This window comes from Nocardia wallacei, assembly GCF_014466955.1.
Classification (GTDB): domain Bacteria; phylum Actinomycetota; class Actinomycetes; order Mycobacteriales; family Mycobacteriaceae; genus Nocardia; species Nocardia wallacei.
This window is the reverse complement of record NZ_AP023396.1, coordinates 546,301-560,527: the sequence shown is the minus strand read 5'-3', so window position 1 is coordinate 560,527 and position 14,227 is coordinate 546,301. Positions and strand designations below refer to the sequence as shown.

The 14,227-nt window shown below is 70.2% G+C and carries 14 protein-coding genes; 5 read left to right on the top strand and 9 right to left on the bottom strand.

From position 1 onward, the window contains the following. Position 1: 1 nt before the first annotated feature. The 3 genes from NWFMUON74_RS02610 to NWFMUON74_RS02600 form a co-directional block, all read right to left on the bottom strand. Positions 2-1,489, bottom strand: coding sequence for a TrbL/VirB6 family protein (locus NWFMUON74_RS02610; RefSeq protein ID WP_187686406.1), 1,488 nt, complete (start codon positions 1,487-1,489; stop codon positions 2-4). A 361-nt stretch (positions 1,490-1,850) separates the two neighbouring features. Further along, positions 1,851-2,768, bottom strand: a complete 918-nt coding sequence (locus NWFMUON74_RS02605; protein WP_187686405.1) for an SDR family oxidoreductase — start codon at positions 2,766-2,768, stop codon at positions 1,851-1,853. A gap of 11 nt (positions 2,769-2,779) precedes the next feature. Further along, complete coding sequence (locus NWFMUON74_RS02600; RefSeq protein ID WP_425343082.1) at positions 2,780-3,586, bottom strand: SDR family oxidoreductase; 807 nt, start codon at positions 3,584-3,586, stop codon at positions 2,780-2,782. 50 nt (positions 3,587-3,636) lie between these two features. Here NWFMUON74_RS02600 and NWFMUON74_RS02595 point away from each other — a divergent pair, with 50 nt between their 5' ends. Genes NWFMUON74_RS02595 through NWFMUON74_RS02580 form a run of 4 tightly spaced genes read left to right on the top strand, consistent with a single transcriptional unit; the run spans position 3,637 to position 7,116 of the window. Continuing rightward, complete coding sequence (locus NWFMUON74_RS02595; protein ID WP_187686404.1) at positions 3,637-4,401, top strand: enoyl-CoA hydratase family protein; 765 nt, start codon at positions 3,637-3,639, stop codon at positions 4,399-4,401. After that, positions 4,401-5,279, top strand: coding sequence for a CoA transferase subunit A (locus NWFMUON74_RS02590; protein ID WP_187686403.1), 879 nt, complete (start codon positions 4,401-4,403; stop codon positions 5,277-5,279). The genes NWFMUON74_RS02595 and NWFMUON74_RS02590 overlap by 1 nt, the downstream gene beginning before the upstream one ends. Beyond that, a complete protein-coding gene (locus NWFMUON74_RS02585; RefSeq protein WP_187686402.1) occupies positions 5,276-6,031 on the top strand; it encodes a CoA-transferase subunit beta in 756 nt (251 codons plus the stop codon). The genes NWFMUON74_RS02590 and NWFMUON74_RS02585 overlap by 4 nt, the downstream gene beginning before the upstream one ends. Then, the gene (locus tag NWFMUON74_RS02580) at positions 6,028-7,116 is read left to right on the top strand and encodes an NAD(P)H-dependent flavin oxidoreductase (RefSeq protein ID WP_187686401.1); all 1,089 of its coding nucleotides are present in this window, start codon (positions 6,028-6,030) and stop codon (positions 7,114-7,116) included. Before NWFMUON74_RS02585 ends, NWFMUON74_RS02580 begins: the two co-directional genes overlap by 4 nt. Positions 7,117-7,127: 11 nt before the next feature. Here NWFMUON74_RS02580 and NWFMUON74_RS02575 read toward each other — a convergent pair whose 3' ends face one another. Beyond that, positions 7,128-7,883 carry an SDR family oxidoreductase gene (locus tag NWFMUON74_RS02575; RefSeq protein WP_187686400.1) on the bottom strand — a complete coding sequence of 252 codons (756 nt, stop codon included), beginning with the start codon at positions 7,881-7,883 and terminating at the stop codon, positions 7,128-7,130. An 86-nt stretch (positions 7,884-7,969) separates the two neighbouring features. On the opposite strand from NWFMUON74_RS02575, the gene NWFMUON74_RS02570 reads away from it, so the two are divergent. Continuing rightward, positions 7,970-8,803, top strand: coding sequence for a helix-turn-helix transcriptional regulator (locus NWFMUON74_RS02570; RefSeq protein ID WP_187686399.1), 834 nt, complete (start codon positions 7,970-7,972; stop codon positions 8,801-8,803). On the opposite strand, the gene NWFMUON74_RS02565 is transcribed toward NWFMUON74_RS02570, so the two are convergent. The 5 genes from NWFMUON74_RS02565 to NWFMUON74_RS02545 all read right to left on the bottom strand — a co-directional run bounded on the left by NWFMUON74_RS02565 (position 8,731) and on the right by NWFMUON74_RS02545 (position 14,216). Continuing rightward, positions 8,731-10,836: a molybdopterin-containing oxidoreductase family protein gene (locus NWFMUON74_RS02565; protein ID WP_187686398.1), complete on the bottom strand. Its 2,106-nt coding sequence runs from the start codon at positions 10,834-10,836 to the stop codon at positions 8,731-8,733. The genes NWFMUON74_RS02570 and NWFMUON74_RS02565 overlap by 73 nt on opposite strands. A gap of 30 nt (positions 10,837-10,866) precedes the next feature. Further along, positions 10,867-12,018: an acetyl-CoA C-acetyltransferase gene (locus NWFMUON74_RS02560; protein ID WP_187688883.1), complete on the bottom strand. Its 1,152-nt coding sequence runs from the start codon at positions 12,016-12,018 to the stop codon at positions 10,867-10,869. A gap of 48 nt (positions 12,019-12,066) precedes the next feature. Continuing rightward, positions 12,067-12,678: a TetR/AcrR family transcriptional regulator gene (locus NWFMUON74_RS02555; RefSeq protein ID WP_232110809.1), complete on the bottom strand. Its 612-nt coding sequence runs from the start codon at positions 12,676-12,678 to the stop codon at positions 12,067-12,069. Between the two features lie 41 nt (positions 12,679-12,719). Then, a complete protein-coding gene (locus NWFMUON74_RS02550) occupies positions 12,720-13,322 on the bottom strand; it encodes a hypothetical protein (protein WP_232110808.1) in 603 nt (200 codons plus the stop codon). A 99-nt stretch (positions 13,323-13,421) separates the two neighbouring features. Continuing rightward, entirely contained in the window at positions 13,422-14,216 is a 795-nt protein-coding gene (locus NWFMUON74_RS02545) for an SDR family oxidoreductase (RefSeq protein WP_187686396.1), read from the bottom strand. Positions 14,217-14,227 lie beyond the last annotated feature (11 nt).

Sequence of the window (14,227 nt, the reverse complement as noted above, 5' to 3'; positions counted from 1 at the left end):
TTCAAGCCCGCGGTCCGAAGAATTCCGCGCGTGCGGCGTCGATACGGGCCTGGGCGGCCGAGGCGCTCTGGAAGCTGACCGCACCCGATCCGGCGGCGGCCAGCGCCATCGCGGCCAGGCCACCGACCACGCTCAGCACCTTGACCGGCGGCAGCAGCCCACTGTCGGAAGTCGGCCGCACGTCGTGGTTCGGCTGTGCCTGCACGGCGGGTGGCGGCGACGCGGGCGGAGGCGGCGGGGCGGGCGCGGCAGGCGGCGCGGCCACCGGAATCGGCGGCGCGACCGCGGGCAACGCGGGCACCGGCGGCACCGCAACGGGCGGAATCGCCAGCGGCGGAGCGGGAACCGCGGGCGGAACCGGCGGCGGCTGAATCAACAACAACAGCAGCAGCGGCGAAAACACGGCAGCCGACCCCACCGCCGCGGACCCGGTCAACGCCGATCCCGTACCGAGCACCGCCGAGCCCGTTGCCGCAGAACCGGTACCGAGCAAAGCAGCCAACGCACTCCCCGCCCCCACGGCCGCCGACCCCGTCGCGGCCGAACCGGTACCCAGCAGCGCAGCCAACGCACTCCCGGTACCAACCGCAGCGGAACCCGTTGCGGCAGAACCCGTACCCAGCAGCGCAGCCAGCACGCTCCCGGTACCCACGGCCGCCGAACCTGTTGCGGCAGAACCCGTACCCAGCAGGGCGGCCAGCGCGCTGCCGGTGCCCGCGGCCGCGGAGCCGGTCACCGCCGAACCGGTACCGAGCAGCGCGGCCAAGGTGCCTCCCGTGCCAACAGCCGCGGAACCTGTTGCAGCCGAACCGGTTCCGAAGAGGGCGGCCAGGGCGGAGGCGGAGCCCGCGAGGGCCGGGCCGACGACCGAACCGGTGCCGGCCAGTGCTGAGCCCGTTCCCCCCACGGCGGAGCCGAGGGCGGCCGAGCCGGTGTCCAGCGCCGCGGAGCCTGTGCCGAGGACCGCCGAGCCGGTGGCGGCACCGGCGGAACCCACTGCGGCGGAACCGGTTCCGCCGAGGGCGGCGGAACCGGTTGCCGCGGCGGACCCCGCCGCGGCCGAGCCGGTGCCGAGAATGCTGGCCGAGCCGGTGCCGAGCAGGGAGGGAAGATCAAGCAGTCCGATGCCCGCCGCCGCGTCTCGAGTGGACGGCTCGGCGGAGGGGGACTGCCGCGACGAGTTCGCGGAGGGATGCGAGGACGGCCCCTGCGATACGGAGCCCTGCGACACCGAGCCCTGGGACGTCGGAGCCTGCGGGCCCTGGTCCTGCGAAGACTGGTACTGCTGCCCCCGGTACTGCGGTTGCACACTCTCCCCGGACCGCCCGGGAATGCTCAGGGGCGCGCCGCTGTCACCGTCGCCCGAGCCGGACGGGGCGCACTGCGGGCAGCCGTTGGGCTGCGCCTGCGCCGCGAGGGGTCCCAGCAGGCCGCAACCGGCGACTATCCCGGCAACTGCCGCTACGCGCGCTATGCGACCAACGGTCATGCGCTTGCCTTCCCCTCATCGTTCAGCGCAGATCTTCAACCCGGTCGCCTATACCTCCGGGAATACAATGGACGCCGATCATCATAACTGCCGGGTGTTTGCTCCCGCAGTGGGATGGTGTGACCTGCCCCACCGCCGCGCAAGCACCCGTATGGACCTTCATCGGGACAGCCGGCGCGGGTACGACGAGCCGGATGCCCCCGCCACGCCGACGCTCGAGCCTCGGCAACAGCCTGGTCACATCCGGTTCCTCGCCACTCGCACAAGGTCATTCGACACCGGCCGGGCGTCGGATCGCTACCGCGGGGAAGGTTGCGGCGCGTCGTGCGCTTCGGTCGGTCGTGTCGGTCCCGGGGAGGAATCAGGCGCCGTACACCGGCTCCGGCGGCGTCGCCTTGGCAATCAGCTCGCGCACCACCGCGCCCAGCTCCGCGGGCTCCCACCGGGCGCCGCGATCGACCGGCACACCGTGCCGCCAGCCGTCTGCCAGCGCCACCTTGCCACCCTCGACCTCGAACATGCGGCCGGTCACGCCCGCCGAATCCGCGCTGCCCAGCCACACCACCAGCGGCGAGATGTTCTCCGGGGCCATCGCGTCGAAGCCGTCCTCGGGCTTGGCCATCATGTCGGCGAACACCGTCTCGGTCATGCGGGTGCGGGCGCTCGGCGCGATGGCGTTCACGGTCACCCCGTAGCGCGCGAACTCCGCGGCCGCGGTAATGGTCAGCGCGGCGATCCCCGCCTTGGCCGCCCCGTAGTTGCCCTGGCCGACACTGCCCTGCAGACCGGCGCCCGAGCTGGTGTTGACGATGCGGGCGTCGACCGCACGCCCGGCCTTGGACTCCGCGCGCCAGTACTGCGCGGCGTGCCGCATGGTGGCGAAGTGTCCCTTGAGGTGCACCCGCACGACCGCGTCCCATTCCTCCTCGGAGAGATTGACCAGCATCCGGTCGCGGACGATCCCGGCATTGTTGACCAGCACGTCCAGCCCGCCGAAGGTCTCCACGGCCTGCTCGATCAGCCGCTGCGCACCGGCCCAGTCGGCGACGTCGTCCCCGTTCACCACCGCCTTGCCGCCGAGATCCACGATCTCCTCGACGACCCGGGCCGCCGGGGAGTCCGCCCGGGGCGTGCCGTCCAGCTCCGCGCCGATGTCGTTGACCACGACATCGGCGCCGGCGGCGGCGAAGGCCAGCGCGTGCGCGCGGCCGATGCCCCCGCCCGCACCGGTCACGATGACGGTGCGCCCCGCACAGATCCGATCGGTGTTGTCTGCCATGTTCGTCGCTCTCATTTCGATTGTGCTGCGTGGTTTTTCGACGCTTCGTCGGCCGTGGCCGCGGCCAGGAACGCCGGGCGTTCGCCGCCGCCGTGCACCAGCAGCGACCCGCCACTGACGTAACCGGCCAGCGGTGAGGCCAGGAACAGGGCCACCTTGCCGATCTCCTCCGGTGTGGCCAGCCGTCCCAGCGGGACGGTCGCGCCGACCGCGGCGATCCCGGCCTCGTCGCCGTAGTGCAGGTGGCTGGATTCGGTGCGCACCATGCCCACGATCATCGAATTGACCCGCACCTTCGGCGCCCACTCCACCGCCAGCGAGGCGGCCAGATGGTCGACACCGGCCTTGGCCGCACCGTAGGCGGCGGTGCCGGGCGAGGGCCGGTAACCGCTCACGCTGGAGACCATCACGATCGAGCCGCCGCCCGGCTGCTCCTGCATCACCGTGTTGGCGGCACGCGAAACCAGCAGCGGCGCAAGCAGATTCAGCTCCACGATCTTCGAGTGGAAGTTGTCGCTCGCATCGGCGGCGAGCGCGAACGGCGCCCCGCCGGCGTTGTTCACCACATGATCGAGGCGGCCGTACCGCTCGACGACGGTATCGATGAGCGACCGCACCGAGTCACCGTCGCGCACGTCGCACGGCAGGAACTCCGCGGTGCGGCCGGAGCTGGTGATCGGAGCGTCCACGGGACGGCGGGCGCAGGTCACCACGGTCGCGCCCGCATCCAGGAAAACCCGGCTGATACCGGCGCCCACGCCTCGCACCCCACCGGTGACCAGGGCGACGGATCCGGACAGGTCCACTTCGATTGCCACCATGATAACCTACCAAGCACTTGCTTGTTTGGCCAACGAATGGACATGCGATGGGGATCAACCGTCACACCGAGACCTCGGGCATCGAGGTCGTCACGATCGACTATCCGCCGGTCAACGCGCTGCCCACGGCCGGTTGGTTCGATCTGGCCGACGCCGTCACGGCGGCGGGGCGCGATCCGGAGACCAGGGTGGTGGTGCTGCGCGCGGAGGGCCGCGGCTTCAACGCGGGCGTGGATATCAAGGAGATCCAGCGCAATCCGGGCCACCAGACCCTGATCGACGCCAATCACGGGTGCTATGCGGCCTTCGGCGCGGTGTACGACTGCCAGGTCCCGGTGATCGCGGCGGTGCACGGGTTCTGCCTCGGCGGCGGCATCGGCCTGGTCGGCAATGCCGACGTCATCGTCGCCGCCGACGACGCCACCTTCGGACTGCCCGAGGTGGAGCGCGGCGCGCTGGGCGCGGCCACCCATCTGGCCCGGCTGGTGCCCCAGCACATGATGCGGACGCTGTTCTACACCGCGAGCACGGTCACAGCGCAGCAGCTGCACCATTTCGGGTCGGTGCACAAGGTGGTGCCGCGTGCCGAATTGGATTCGGCCGCATTGGAACTCGCCAAGAGCATCGCCGCCAAGGACGGCCGGGTCATCCGCGCCGCCAAACGCGCCCTCAACGGCATCGACGTGCAGGACGTGCACCGCAGCTACCGATACGAGCAGGGCTTCACCTTCGAGCTGAACCTGGCCGGGGTGTCCGACGAGATCCGCGCCAAGTTCGACGAGGACCTGGCGGCGAAACGGGGTGGAAACTGATGCGCGACAAGCGGATGACGCTCGACGAGGCGGTCGGGCAGCTGCGCAGCGGCATGACGATCGGCATCGGCGGCTGGGGCTCCCGGCGCAAGCCGCTGGCCTTCGTGCGCGCGCTGTTGCGTTCCGATGTCACCGACCTGACCGTGGTCACCTACGGCGGCCCGGATCTGGGCCTGCTGTGCTCGGCGGGCAAGGTGCGCAAGGCCTACTACGGCTTCGTGTCGCTGGACTCGGCGCCGTTCTACGACCCGTGGTTCGCCAAGGCGCGCACCGGCGGTGAGATCGTGGTCCGCGAAATGGACGAGGGCATGGTGAAGTGCGGTCTGCAGGCCGCCGCGGCCCGGCTGCCGTTCCTGCCGATCCGTGCCGGGCTGGGCTCGGACGTGCTGAAATTCTGGGAGGGCGAACTGCGCACGGTCGCCTCGCCGTACCCGGATGCCGACGGCCGCACCGAGACGCTCGTCGCCATGCCCGCGCTGACCCTGGACGCCGCCTTCGTGCACCTGGACCTCGGTGACCGGCACGGCAACGCCGCCTACACCGGCGTCGACCCCTATATGGACGACCTGTACTGTCTGGCCGCCGAGCGCCGCTACCTGTCGGTGGACCGGCTGGTGGACACCGAGGAACTGGTGAAAGCCGCTCCGCAGCAGGCGATCATCCTGAACCGGATGATGGTCGACGGCGTGGTCGAGGCCCCGGGCGGCGCGCACTTCACCTTCTCCGGCAGCTACGGCCGGGACGAAAGTTTCCAGCGGCACTACGTCGAGGCGGCCGGAGATCGGGAGACCTGGGCCGCGTTCAAGTCCCGGTACCTGGACGTCACCGAGGACGAATACCAGGCCGCGGTCCGCGAATTCGCAGAGGAGCGCCGATGACCGACACCACCACCGCCACCCGCGCCGAGGTGTGCGCGGTCGCGTGCGCCGAGATCTTCCGTGGCGCAGGCGAAATCATGGCCAGCCCGATGTCACCCACGCCGACGATCGGCGCGCGGCTGGCGCGGCTGACCTTCGAACCGGATCTGCTGATCTCCGACGGCGAGGCCGTGCTGCTCGCCGAGACACCCGCGCTGGGCGCGAAAGCGCCCGCGGAGGGCTGGATTCCGTTCGGCAAAGTCTTCGACGTGGTGGCCTCCGGGCGGCGGCACGTCGTCATGGGCGCCAACCAGATCGACCGGTTCGGCAATCAGAACCTGTCGGCATTCGGGCCGCTGCAGCGGCCGAACCGCCAGATGTTCGGCGTGCGTGGCGCGCCCGGCAATACCATCAACCACGCCACCAGCTACTTCGTACCGCGGCACGGCAAGCGGGTGTTCTGCGAGCAGGTCGACATCGTCTGCGGTGTCGGCTACGACCGGATCGATCCCGAGAATCCGGCGTTCCGGTTCCACCACCTGCACCGCGTGGTGAGCAACCTGGGCGTGTTCGACTTCGGCGGCCCCGGCCACACGCTACGGGCGCTGTCGCTGCATCCGGGCGTGACCGCGGAGGAGGTCGCGGAGAACACCTCGTTCGAGGTGGCGGAACTGGAGTCCGCGCCGACCACCCGGTGGCCCACCGAGGAGGAGCTGCGGATCATCCGAACCGTGCTGGATCCCAAGGGGATTCGGGACAAGGAGGTCCGATGAGCGCCCGGATCAGGACCGCGCTCACCGATCTGGTCGGCATCGAACATCCGGTGGTGCAGACCGGCATGGGCTGGGTGGCCGGGCCGCGGTTGGTCGCCGCCACCGCCGACGCGGGCGGGCTCGGCATCCTGGCCTCGGCGACGATGACCTTCGCCGAACTCGAGGCGGCGATCGCGAAAACCAAGGCGCACACCGAAAAACCGTTCGGCGTCAACATCCGCGCCGACGCCACCGACGCCCCCGAGCGGATCGAGCTGCTGATCCGCGAGGGTGTCCGGGTGGCGTCGTTCGCCCTGGCGCCGAAGCGGGAACTCATCGCGCGGCTCAAGGACGCCGGTGTGGTGGTGGTGCCTTCGATCGGCGCGGCCAAGCACGCGGTGAAGGTCGCCTCCTGGGGCGCCGACGCGGTGATCGTGCAGGGCGGCGAGGGCGGTGGGCACACCGGACCGGTCGCCACGACGCTGCTGCTGCCGTCCGTGCTCGACGCCGTCGACATCCCCGTCGTGGCGGCCGGCGGCTTCTTCGACGGTCGCGGCCTGGCCGCCGCGCTGGCCTACGGCGCGGCCGGTGTCGCGATGGGCACGCGGTTCCTGCTCACCCAGGAGAGCACCGTCCCGGACGCGGTGAAGCGGGAGTATCTGCAGCGCGGGCTGCAGGACACCGTGGTGTCGCTGAAGGTGGACGGCATGCCGCACCGGGTGCTCAACACCGAACTGGTGGACCGCCTCGAGCATTCGGGCCGATGGCGCGGGCTGGCGGCCGCGGTGTCGAACGCCGCCAAGTTCAAGAGCATGACCGGAATGAAGTGGTCGACCATCGTCCGCGACGGCCTGGCCATGCGAAAGGCCAAGGACCTCAGCTGGTCTCAGGTCGTCATGGCCGCCAACACCCCGATGCTGCTGAAGGCCGGACTGGTCGAGGGCAACACCCAGGCGGGCGTGCTGGCGGCCGGGCAGGTCACCGGCATCATCGAGGACCTGCCGACGGTGCGGGAACTCATCGATCGCATCGTCGGCGACGCGGCGGCGCGTATCGATGCGCTCGCCGCGCTGCGCGACGGCGCGGACGCGACGCCCGGGTCGTAGACCCGAGCCGATCACCAGGGCAGCACGCCGTACTCGTCGCCGTCCGCCGCACCCCAGCGATATCCCCAGAGCTGCCCGGTCGGTCCGTCCGCGGGCAGCGTCGCCAAACGCACGATCGGTTCGGCGCCCTGTTCGACGGTCCGGAAGCCGGTGTGCCCGTTGAGGTCTGTGGCGGTGTAGCCGGGGTTGGCGGCGTTGACCTTGATCGGGGTGTCCCAGAGTTCCTTGGCGTACAAGGTCGTGATCATGTCGAGCGCCGACTTGGAGGACGGGTACGGGATCGCGCCCAGCTGCCACATCGGACTCTGCGGGTCGAAGGTGAGCGTGATCGAGCCGACCTCGCTGGAGACGTTGACGATGCGGGCCGCCGCCGCGGCGCGCAGCAGCGGCAGCATGGCGTTGGTGACGGCGACGACGCCGAAGACGTTGGTCTCGTAGACCTTTCGCATCGTCGCCAGGGTGGTGGCGGAGGCCTTGCCGTCACCCTCCAGCGGGCCGGTGATTGCGGCGTTGTTGACCAGGATGTCGAGCGTGCCGAATTCCGAGCCGACATACTCCGCGGCTGCCGCGATGGTCTCCTCGTCGGTCACGTCGAGCCGGACGAACCGGGCGTCCGCCCCGTCGGCCGCCAGCTTCTCGGCGGCGGCCCGCCCGCGTCCGGGGTCGCGCGCGCCGATCAGAACGGTGCAGCCGCGCGCGGCGAGCTGCCGGGCGGTCTCGTGACCGATGCCCTTGTTGGCACCGGTGATCAAGGCTGTTGTCGTCATGACAGCGAGCGTCGCAGCGGACGACCGCGCCCGGGAGGACCAACTTGTACCACCCATGCGCCCGGGAGTCGGCGCAGACTGGACCCATGGCGGATCGGAGCGAACTCGCGGCCTTCCTACGCGCCCGGCGCGCCCGGCTGCGCCCCCGCGATGTGGGACTGCCGGACGGACTCAACCGCCGCACGCCGGGCCTGCGACGGCAAGAGGTGGCGCAGTTGGCCGGATTGTCGGTCGATTACTACATCCGCCTGGAGCAGGCGCGCGGGTCACGGCCGTCGCGGCAGGTGCTGGCGGCCCTCGCGCGGGCGCTGCTGCTGTCCGCCGACGAGCGGGAGTACCTGTTCCGGACGGCGGGCGAGAATCCGCCGCCGCACGCCGGGCCGAACCGCGTCGTCCCGGCCTCGGTGCGCATCGTGCTCGACAATCTGACCGCTACGCCCGCCTACGTGGTGGACGCGGCGTACGAGATCCTCGCCTGGAATGCCGCGGCGGTGCCGTTCATCGGCGATCTCGATGCGCTGCCGGGCCAGGAGCGCAACATGATCCGCTGGATCTTCCGCCGTCCCGACGACCATCCGCACTGGGACGACGAGTCCGCGACCGCCTTCGCCCGCGCGACGGTCGCCGACCTGCGCGCCGCCTATGCCCGCTACCCCGGTAATCGGGCCCTCGCCGAACTGGTCACCGAATTGCTCGGCACCGCACCGCGTTTCGCCCGGATGTGGTCCGAGCACGAGGTCGAGGTGCGGCGCGGTCACCGCAAGAGCGTGCGGCACCCGGTCTTCGGCCCGCTGGAATTCGAATGCCAGGTCCTGCACATCTCCGACACCGATCAGCGCATGATCCTCTACTGCGCCGACCCCGGCTCGGCGGCCGACGCGGTGTTCCGCCGGATCGGGTCGTCCGCACCCGCGTCCTGACGCGCAGTGACCCACACCCGATTGTCGTGGAAGACGGCGCCCCCGCCGAAGTCCGAATCCCGTTCGGCGATGGTGGCATTCACGGTCGCACCGCCGGAGAACTTGGCCCACCGCCCCTTGGTGGTGGCGGCGACACCCGGCCGAACGCGGTCGGAAATCTCGGCCGTCGCCTCGAAGGAGCCGCGCGCGTTCGACACGAGCACCCTTGCGCCGTCCGCGATACCGCGTGTGGCGGCATCGTCGGGATGCAAGGTGATACACGAATCCCCCGCCCGCCGCTGCAGCTCGGGATTGTTGCCGAACGTGGTGTTCAGAAAGTAGTGGGACGCCGCGGAAATAAGAATGAGCCCATCGGGTGTGTCACCATCCGACAAATCCCGGCCGAACGACTCCCCCGGCGGGACGTCACCACTCGATAAATCCCGACCGGCCAACTCCTCGGGTGGTGTATAGCCGGGTAAGGGATCGTGGCCCGCCATTTCCGCGCGCGCGGAGCGGAAGTTCAGCTTGTGCACCGGGACCGGACCCGGCTCGACGCGCAGGAAGCCGTCCGCGCGCAGGCGCTCGACATCGAAGTCCTTCAGCAGCACGCGGGCCAGATCCTCGTCGGAGTCGTAGAGGGACGGCTCGTCCAGGTTCATCCGGCGGGCCAGGCGGCGGAATGTCTCTGTGGTGGACAGGCATTCGCCGGGCGGCGCCACGGCGGGCTCGTTCCACACCAGGTACATGTTCCCGTAGGCGGCCAGCACGTCCAGGTGTTCGGGCTGCATGGTGGCGGGCAGCACGATATCGGCGTAGTCGACGGTATCGGTCGGAAAGTGTTCCAGCACAACGGTGAACAGGTCCTCGCGCGACAGTCCCGCCCGCACCCGGCCCTGGTCCGGATTGGACCCGACCGGATTGGCGGCGATCACGAACAGCGCCTTGACCGGTGGATCGTCGACCGACAGCAGGCCGTCGCCGATGCGCGTCTGCGACAACGTCCGCACCGGATGCGGCAGCAGGTCGAACCGCACCAGCTCCGGCAGGTTCAGCTTGAAGTGCCCGGTGGTCGAATAGTGCAGGCCGCCACCGGGAATCGCCCAGTCGCCGGTGACGCCCGGCAGGCACGCCAGGGTGCGCAGTGCCATACCGCCACCCGCGTGCCGCTGGATGCCCTGGGAGGCGCGGATCGCGGTCGGCCGGGTGCGGGCGATCCGCTCCCCGAGCTCCACGATCCGCTGCCGCGGCAGGCCGGTGATCTCCGCGACCCGCTCCGGTGTGAATTCGGCCAGGCGGGTGCGGAATTCGTCCCAGCCCTCGGTGTGCTCGGCGAGGAAAGCGACATCGTGCGCACCCATCGACACGACCACGTGCATCAGACCGAGCGCCAGGGCGGCGTCGGTGCCGGGCAACGGCGCGAGGTGTTCGTCGCAGCGTTCGGCCGTGCGGGTGCGGACCGGATCGATCGCCACGGTGTAGGCGCCGCTGTCCTGGACGAACTTCCACACGTGGTGGCCGGAGGTGAGCGGATTGGTGCCCCACAGCAGGATCAGCTTCGATCGCGCGAAATCCTCCGGGTCCATCCCGCCCGAGGTGCCGAGCGTGTATTTCATCCCCAGCGTTCCCGAGATCGAGCAGATGGTCGGGTCGTGCAGCGACGAGCCCAGCACATTGAACAACCGCCGCCCCGAAAGCCCTTCCAGCCCTTGGATATAGCCGAGGCTCCCGGTGCCGTGGAAGGGCCAGATCGCCTCGCCGCCGTACTCGTCGACGATCCGGCCCAGCCGGGTGGCGATCTCGTCGAGCGCCTCGTCCCAGGTGATCCGCTCGAATCGGCCCTCGCCCTTGGCGCCGGCGCGCCGCATCGGATATGTGATCCGATCCGGCGCGCGCAACTGCTCGAGATACCGGTTCACCTTCACGCACAGCGCGCCGCGGGTGACCGGATGTTCCCTGTTGCCCCGCAGACCGACCGCCCGGCCGTCCTCGACGGTCACCACCCACGAGCACGCGTCGGGGCAGTCCAGCGGGCACGCGCCCAGCACCTTCACCCCACCGATGGTAGGGGTTCTACCCGCGGCTCAGCTCAGGCGCTCGATGATGGTGGCGTTGGCGGTGCCGCCGCCCTCGCAGATGGTGAGCAGGCCGTAGCGGCCGTTGACCCGCTCCAGCTCGTTGAGCAGGGTCGCGAACAGCTTCGCGCCCGTCGCGCCCAGGGGGTGGCCGAGGGCGATGGCGCCGCCGTTGACGTTGACCCGGTCCGGGTCGGCGCCGGTCTCCTTCAGCCAGGCCAGCACCACGGGGGCGAAGGCCTCGTTGATCTCCACGACGTCGATGTCGTCGATGGTCAGGCCGGTCTGTTCCAGCGCCCATCTGGTCGCCGGGATCGGGGCGGTGAGCATGTAGATCGGGTCGGCGCCGCGTGCGCTCACGTGATGGATGCGCGCCCGCGGCCGCAGCCCGTACTCCTCGACCGCCCAGTCCGAGGCCAGCAGGGTCGCGCTGGCGCCGTCGGAGATCTGGCTCGCGACGGCCGCGGTGAGGCGGCTGCCCTCGCTCAGCGGCTTCAGCCCGGCCATCTTCTCCAGGCTGGTCTCGCGCGGGCCCTCATCGATCCAGAAGTCGCCGACCGGCACTATCTCGCGGTCGAACTTGCCCTCGGCGATGGCCTTGCGGGCGCGTTCGTGGCTGCGCAGCGCCCAGCGCTCCATGTCCTCGCGGCTGATGTCCCACTTCTCGGCGATCAACTGCGCGCCGTTGAACTGCGACACTTCGCCGGTGCCGTAGCGGTGGTCCCAGCCCCGCGCGCCGACGAACGGCGACTCGAAGCCGTACTCCTTGCCGGCCAGCATCGCCGCCGAGATCGGGATGGCGCTCATGTTCTGCACGCCGCCCGCGACGATCACCTCCGCGGTGCCGCTCATGATGGCCTGCGCGCCGAAATTCACGGCCTGCTGACTCGATCCGCACTGCCGGTCCACGGTGACGCCGGGAACGTCCTCCGGGTAACCGGCGGCCAGCCAGGCGGTGCGCGCGATATTTCCCGCTTGCGGGCCGATCGCGTCGACGCAGCCCATGATCACGTCGTCGACCTGGATCGGGTCGATCGTGTTGCGGCCCAGCAGCCCCTGCAGGGCAGCCGCGCCCAGGTCGGCCGGATGCACGCCGGCGAGCGCGCCGCCGCGCTTGCCGACGGGGGTGCGCACGGCATCGATGACGTACGCCTCCCGCACGGGTGCGTATCGGCGGCGGGCAGACGGTGCAGACATATCTGACGACTCCTACTCGAGTTGCGCTTCGGGATTGGTGAGCCCGTCGAGCACGATGGTGAGGTATTGCTTGGCGAGGTTGTCCACGGTGATCCGGCCACCGGGCTGGTACCAGCGCACGGCCACCCACACGGTGTCGCGCAGAAAGCGATATGCCAGTTCGATATCCAGTTCGGGGCGGAAGCTGCCGTCGCCGACACCGCGGCTGAGCACCTGGTGCCACAGCTCGCGGAATTCCCTATTGTATTCCTCGATGTACGCGAAACGTGCTGTGCCACTGAGCCTTTTGGCCTCGGCCTGATAGATGGCCACCGCGGCGTGCCAGCGATCGAAGGACTCGTAGGACACGATCACCAAGGCCTCCAGCGTGTCTCGCGCCGGCAGGCCCGAGGCGGCGATCTCGCGATAGCGGCCGAACAGGTCGTCCAGGAAGCCGCGCAGAATCTCGTCCACCATCGACTCCTTGGAGTCGAAGTGGTGATAGAGGCTGCCGGATAGAATTCCGGCCGCGTCGGCGATGTCGCGGACCGTGGTCGCACGCAGTCCGCGTTCGGCGAACAGACCGGCCGCCAGGGCCAGCAGTTCGTTGCGACGTGCGGATTTGGATGCGTCAGCTACGGGCACCAGCCCATCGTACAACCAAGCGTTTGCTTGGTCCATCGCACTCAGCGGATGGAGAACCGCAGGGGTGAGGACATCGACAGATCGGCGAGCAACCGGTCGCAGATCGCCACCGGCGACTCGCCCGCCCGCGCCATTCGGGCGACCAGCGCCAGCCGCCGCTCGCAGCTGTCCCACTCGACGGTGAGCGGGCCCCGGCCCGGCCCGGCGTCGACGGTCGCCATCGCCCGCGGCGGACCGTCCGGTGTGGGAACCTCGCTGATCTTCAGCACCATGCCGCGCTGCCAGGCGCGATAGGTCTCCATATCGGCGCCGACCACCAGTTTGTCGGTCGCGGCGCACAGCCCCGCGGCGATGCCGTCGGCGAACGCGGCCCGGTCGAAGCTGAGCCGGTGGCAGCGCCGCACCACCGCCAGCAGATCCGAGCGCACCTCGCAGAGCAGCGCGATCTGTTGGCGGCGGCGCCTGGCCGACTCGGTGTCGTCCGCGCGGGCGATGTCGGCGCGGTCCACCGCATGCGCCTCGAGAATTTGCGCGGCCCGCATCGCGAGCGCGTATTCGGAGGCGTGGTCGAGCAATTCGGCGCCCAGGATGAGGGCGGCGAGCACGATTTCTTCGTTGTCTTTGCGACGACGGTCCAGTCCCATGGAGGTGGTCCCTTCGCAGAATTAGGAACCGGCCTCCCTCAGGATTGCACAACCACGCCTGGTCGGCGCCACCTATTTTCCGTGGTGGGCGCGCATCGGTCAGGCGCGCTGACTGCTCACCGACACCACCTCGCCGGTCAGGTACGAGGTGTAGTCGCTGGCGAGCATGGCGATGGTGGCCGCCACCTCCCACGGCTCGGCCGCGCGCCCGAACGCCTCGCCGGCGGCCAGCCGGTCCAGCAGGTCGGCCGAGGTGACTTTGTCCAGGAACGGGTGCCGGGCGATGCTCGGCGCGACCGCGTTGATGCGAACCCCGAATGCGGCGGCCTCCACCGCGCTGCAGCGGGTCAACGCCATCACGCCCGCCTTGGCCGCGGCGTAGTGCGCCTGGCCGTGCTGAGCCCGCCAGCCGAGCACGCTGGCGTTGTTCACGATGACGCCGCCGTGGCCCGCGGAGCGGAAGTAGTTCAGCGCCGCCCGAGTACAGCGGAAGGTGCCGTTGAGAGTGATGTCGAGGACGCGGTCCCACTGTTCGTCGGTCATGTCGACCACCGGTGTCTCGCCGCCCAAACCGGCGTTGTTGACCAGGATGTCGATGCGGCCCAGGCGTTGCGCGGCCGCGCGGATCAACTCGTCGACCTGCTCGGTGCTGGTGACGTCGCACACCACCGCGGCCACCCGGCGGTCGGGGTGGGCGGCGGCCAGTTCTTCCTCGGTCTGCTTCAAACGCCGCTCGTGCCAGTCGGAGACGACGACATCGGCCCCCTCGTCGAGTAACCGCCGGGCCGTCGCGGAACCGATGCCGGTGCCCGCGGCGGCGGTCACCACCGCGGTCCGCCCGGCGAGCAGGCCGTGGCCGGAAACCGGCTGGGGCGCAACGGAAAGGTCTGTCACGGGATGGTCCT

Coding starts and splice junctions, on each gene's coding strand:
- NWFMUON74_RS02610 (WP_187686406.1), bottom strand. CDS start 1,489: ATGACCGTTGGTCGCATAGCGCGCGTAGCGGCAGTTGCCGGGATAGTC.
- NWFMUON74_RS02605 (WP_187686405.1), bottom strand. CDS start 2,768: ATGGCAGACAACACCGATCGGATCTGTGCGGGGCGCACCGTCATCGTG.
- NWFMUON74_RS02595 (WP_187686404.1), top strand. CDS start 3,637: ATGGGGATCAACCGTCACACCGAGACCTCGGGCATCGAGGTCGTCACG.
- NWFMUON74_RS02590 (WP_187686403.1), top strand. CDS start 4,401: ATGCGCGACAAGCGGATGACGCTCGACGAGGCGGTCGGGCAGCTGCGC.
- NWFMUON74_RS02585 (WP_187686402.1), top strand. CDS start 5,276: ATGACCGACACCACCACCGCCACCCGCGCCGAGGTGTGCGCGGTCGCG.
- NWFMUON74_RS02580 (WP_187686401.1), top strand. CDS start 6,028: ATGAGCGCCCGGATCAGGACCGCGCTCACCGATCTGGTCGGCATCGAA.
- NWFMUON74_RS02575 (WP_187686400.1), bottom strand. CDS start 7,883: ATGACGACAACAGCCTTGATCACCGGTGCCAACAAGGGCATCGGTCAC.
- NWFMUON74_RS02570 (WP_187686399.1), top strand. CDS start 7,970: ATGGCGGATCGGAGCGAACTCGCGGCCTTCCTACGCGCCCGGCGCGCC.
- NWFMUON74_RS02550 (WP_232110808.1), bottom strand. CDS start 13,322: ATGGGACTGGACCGTCGTCGCAAAGACAACGAAGAAATCGTGCTCGCC.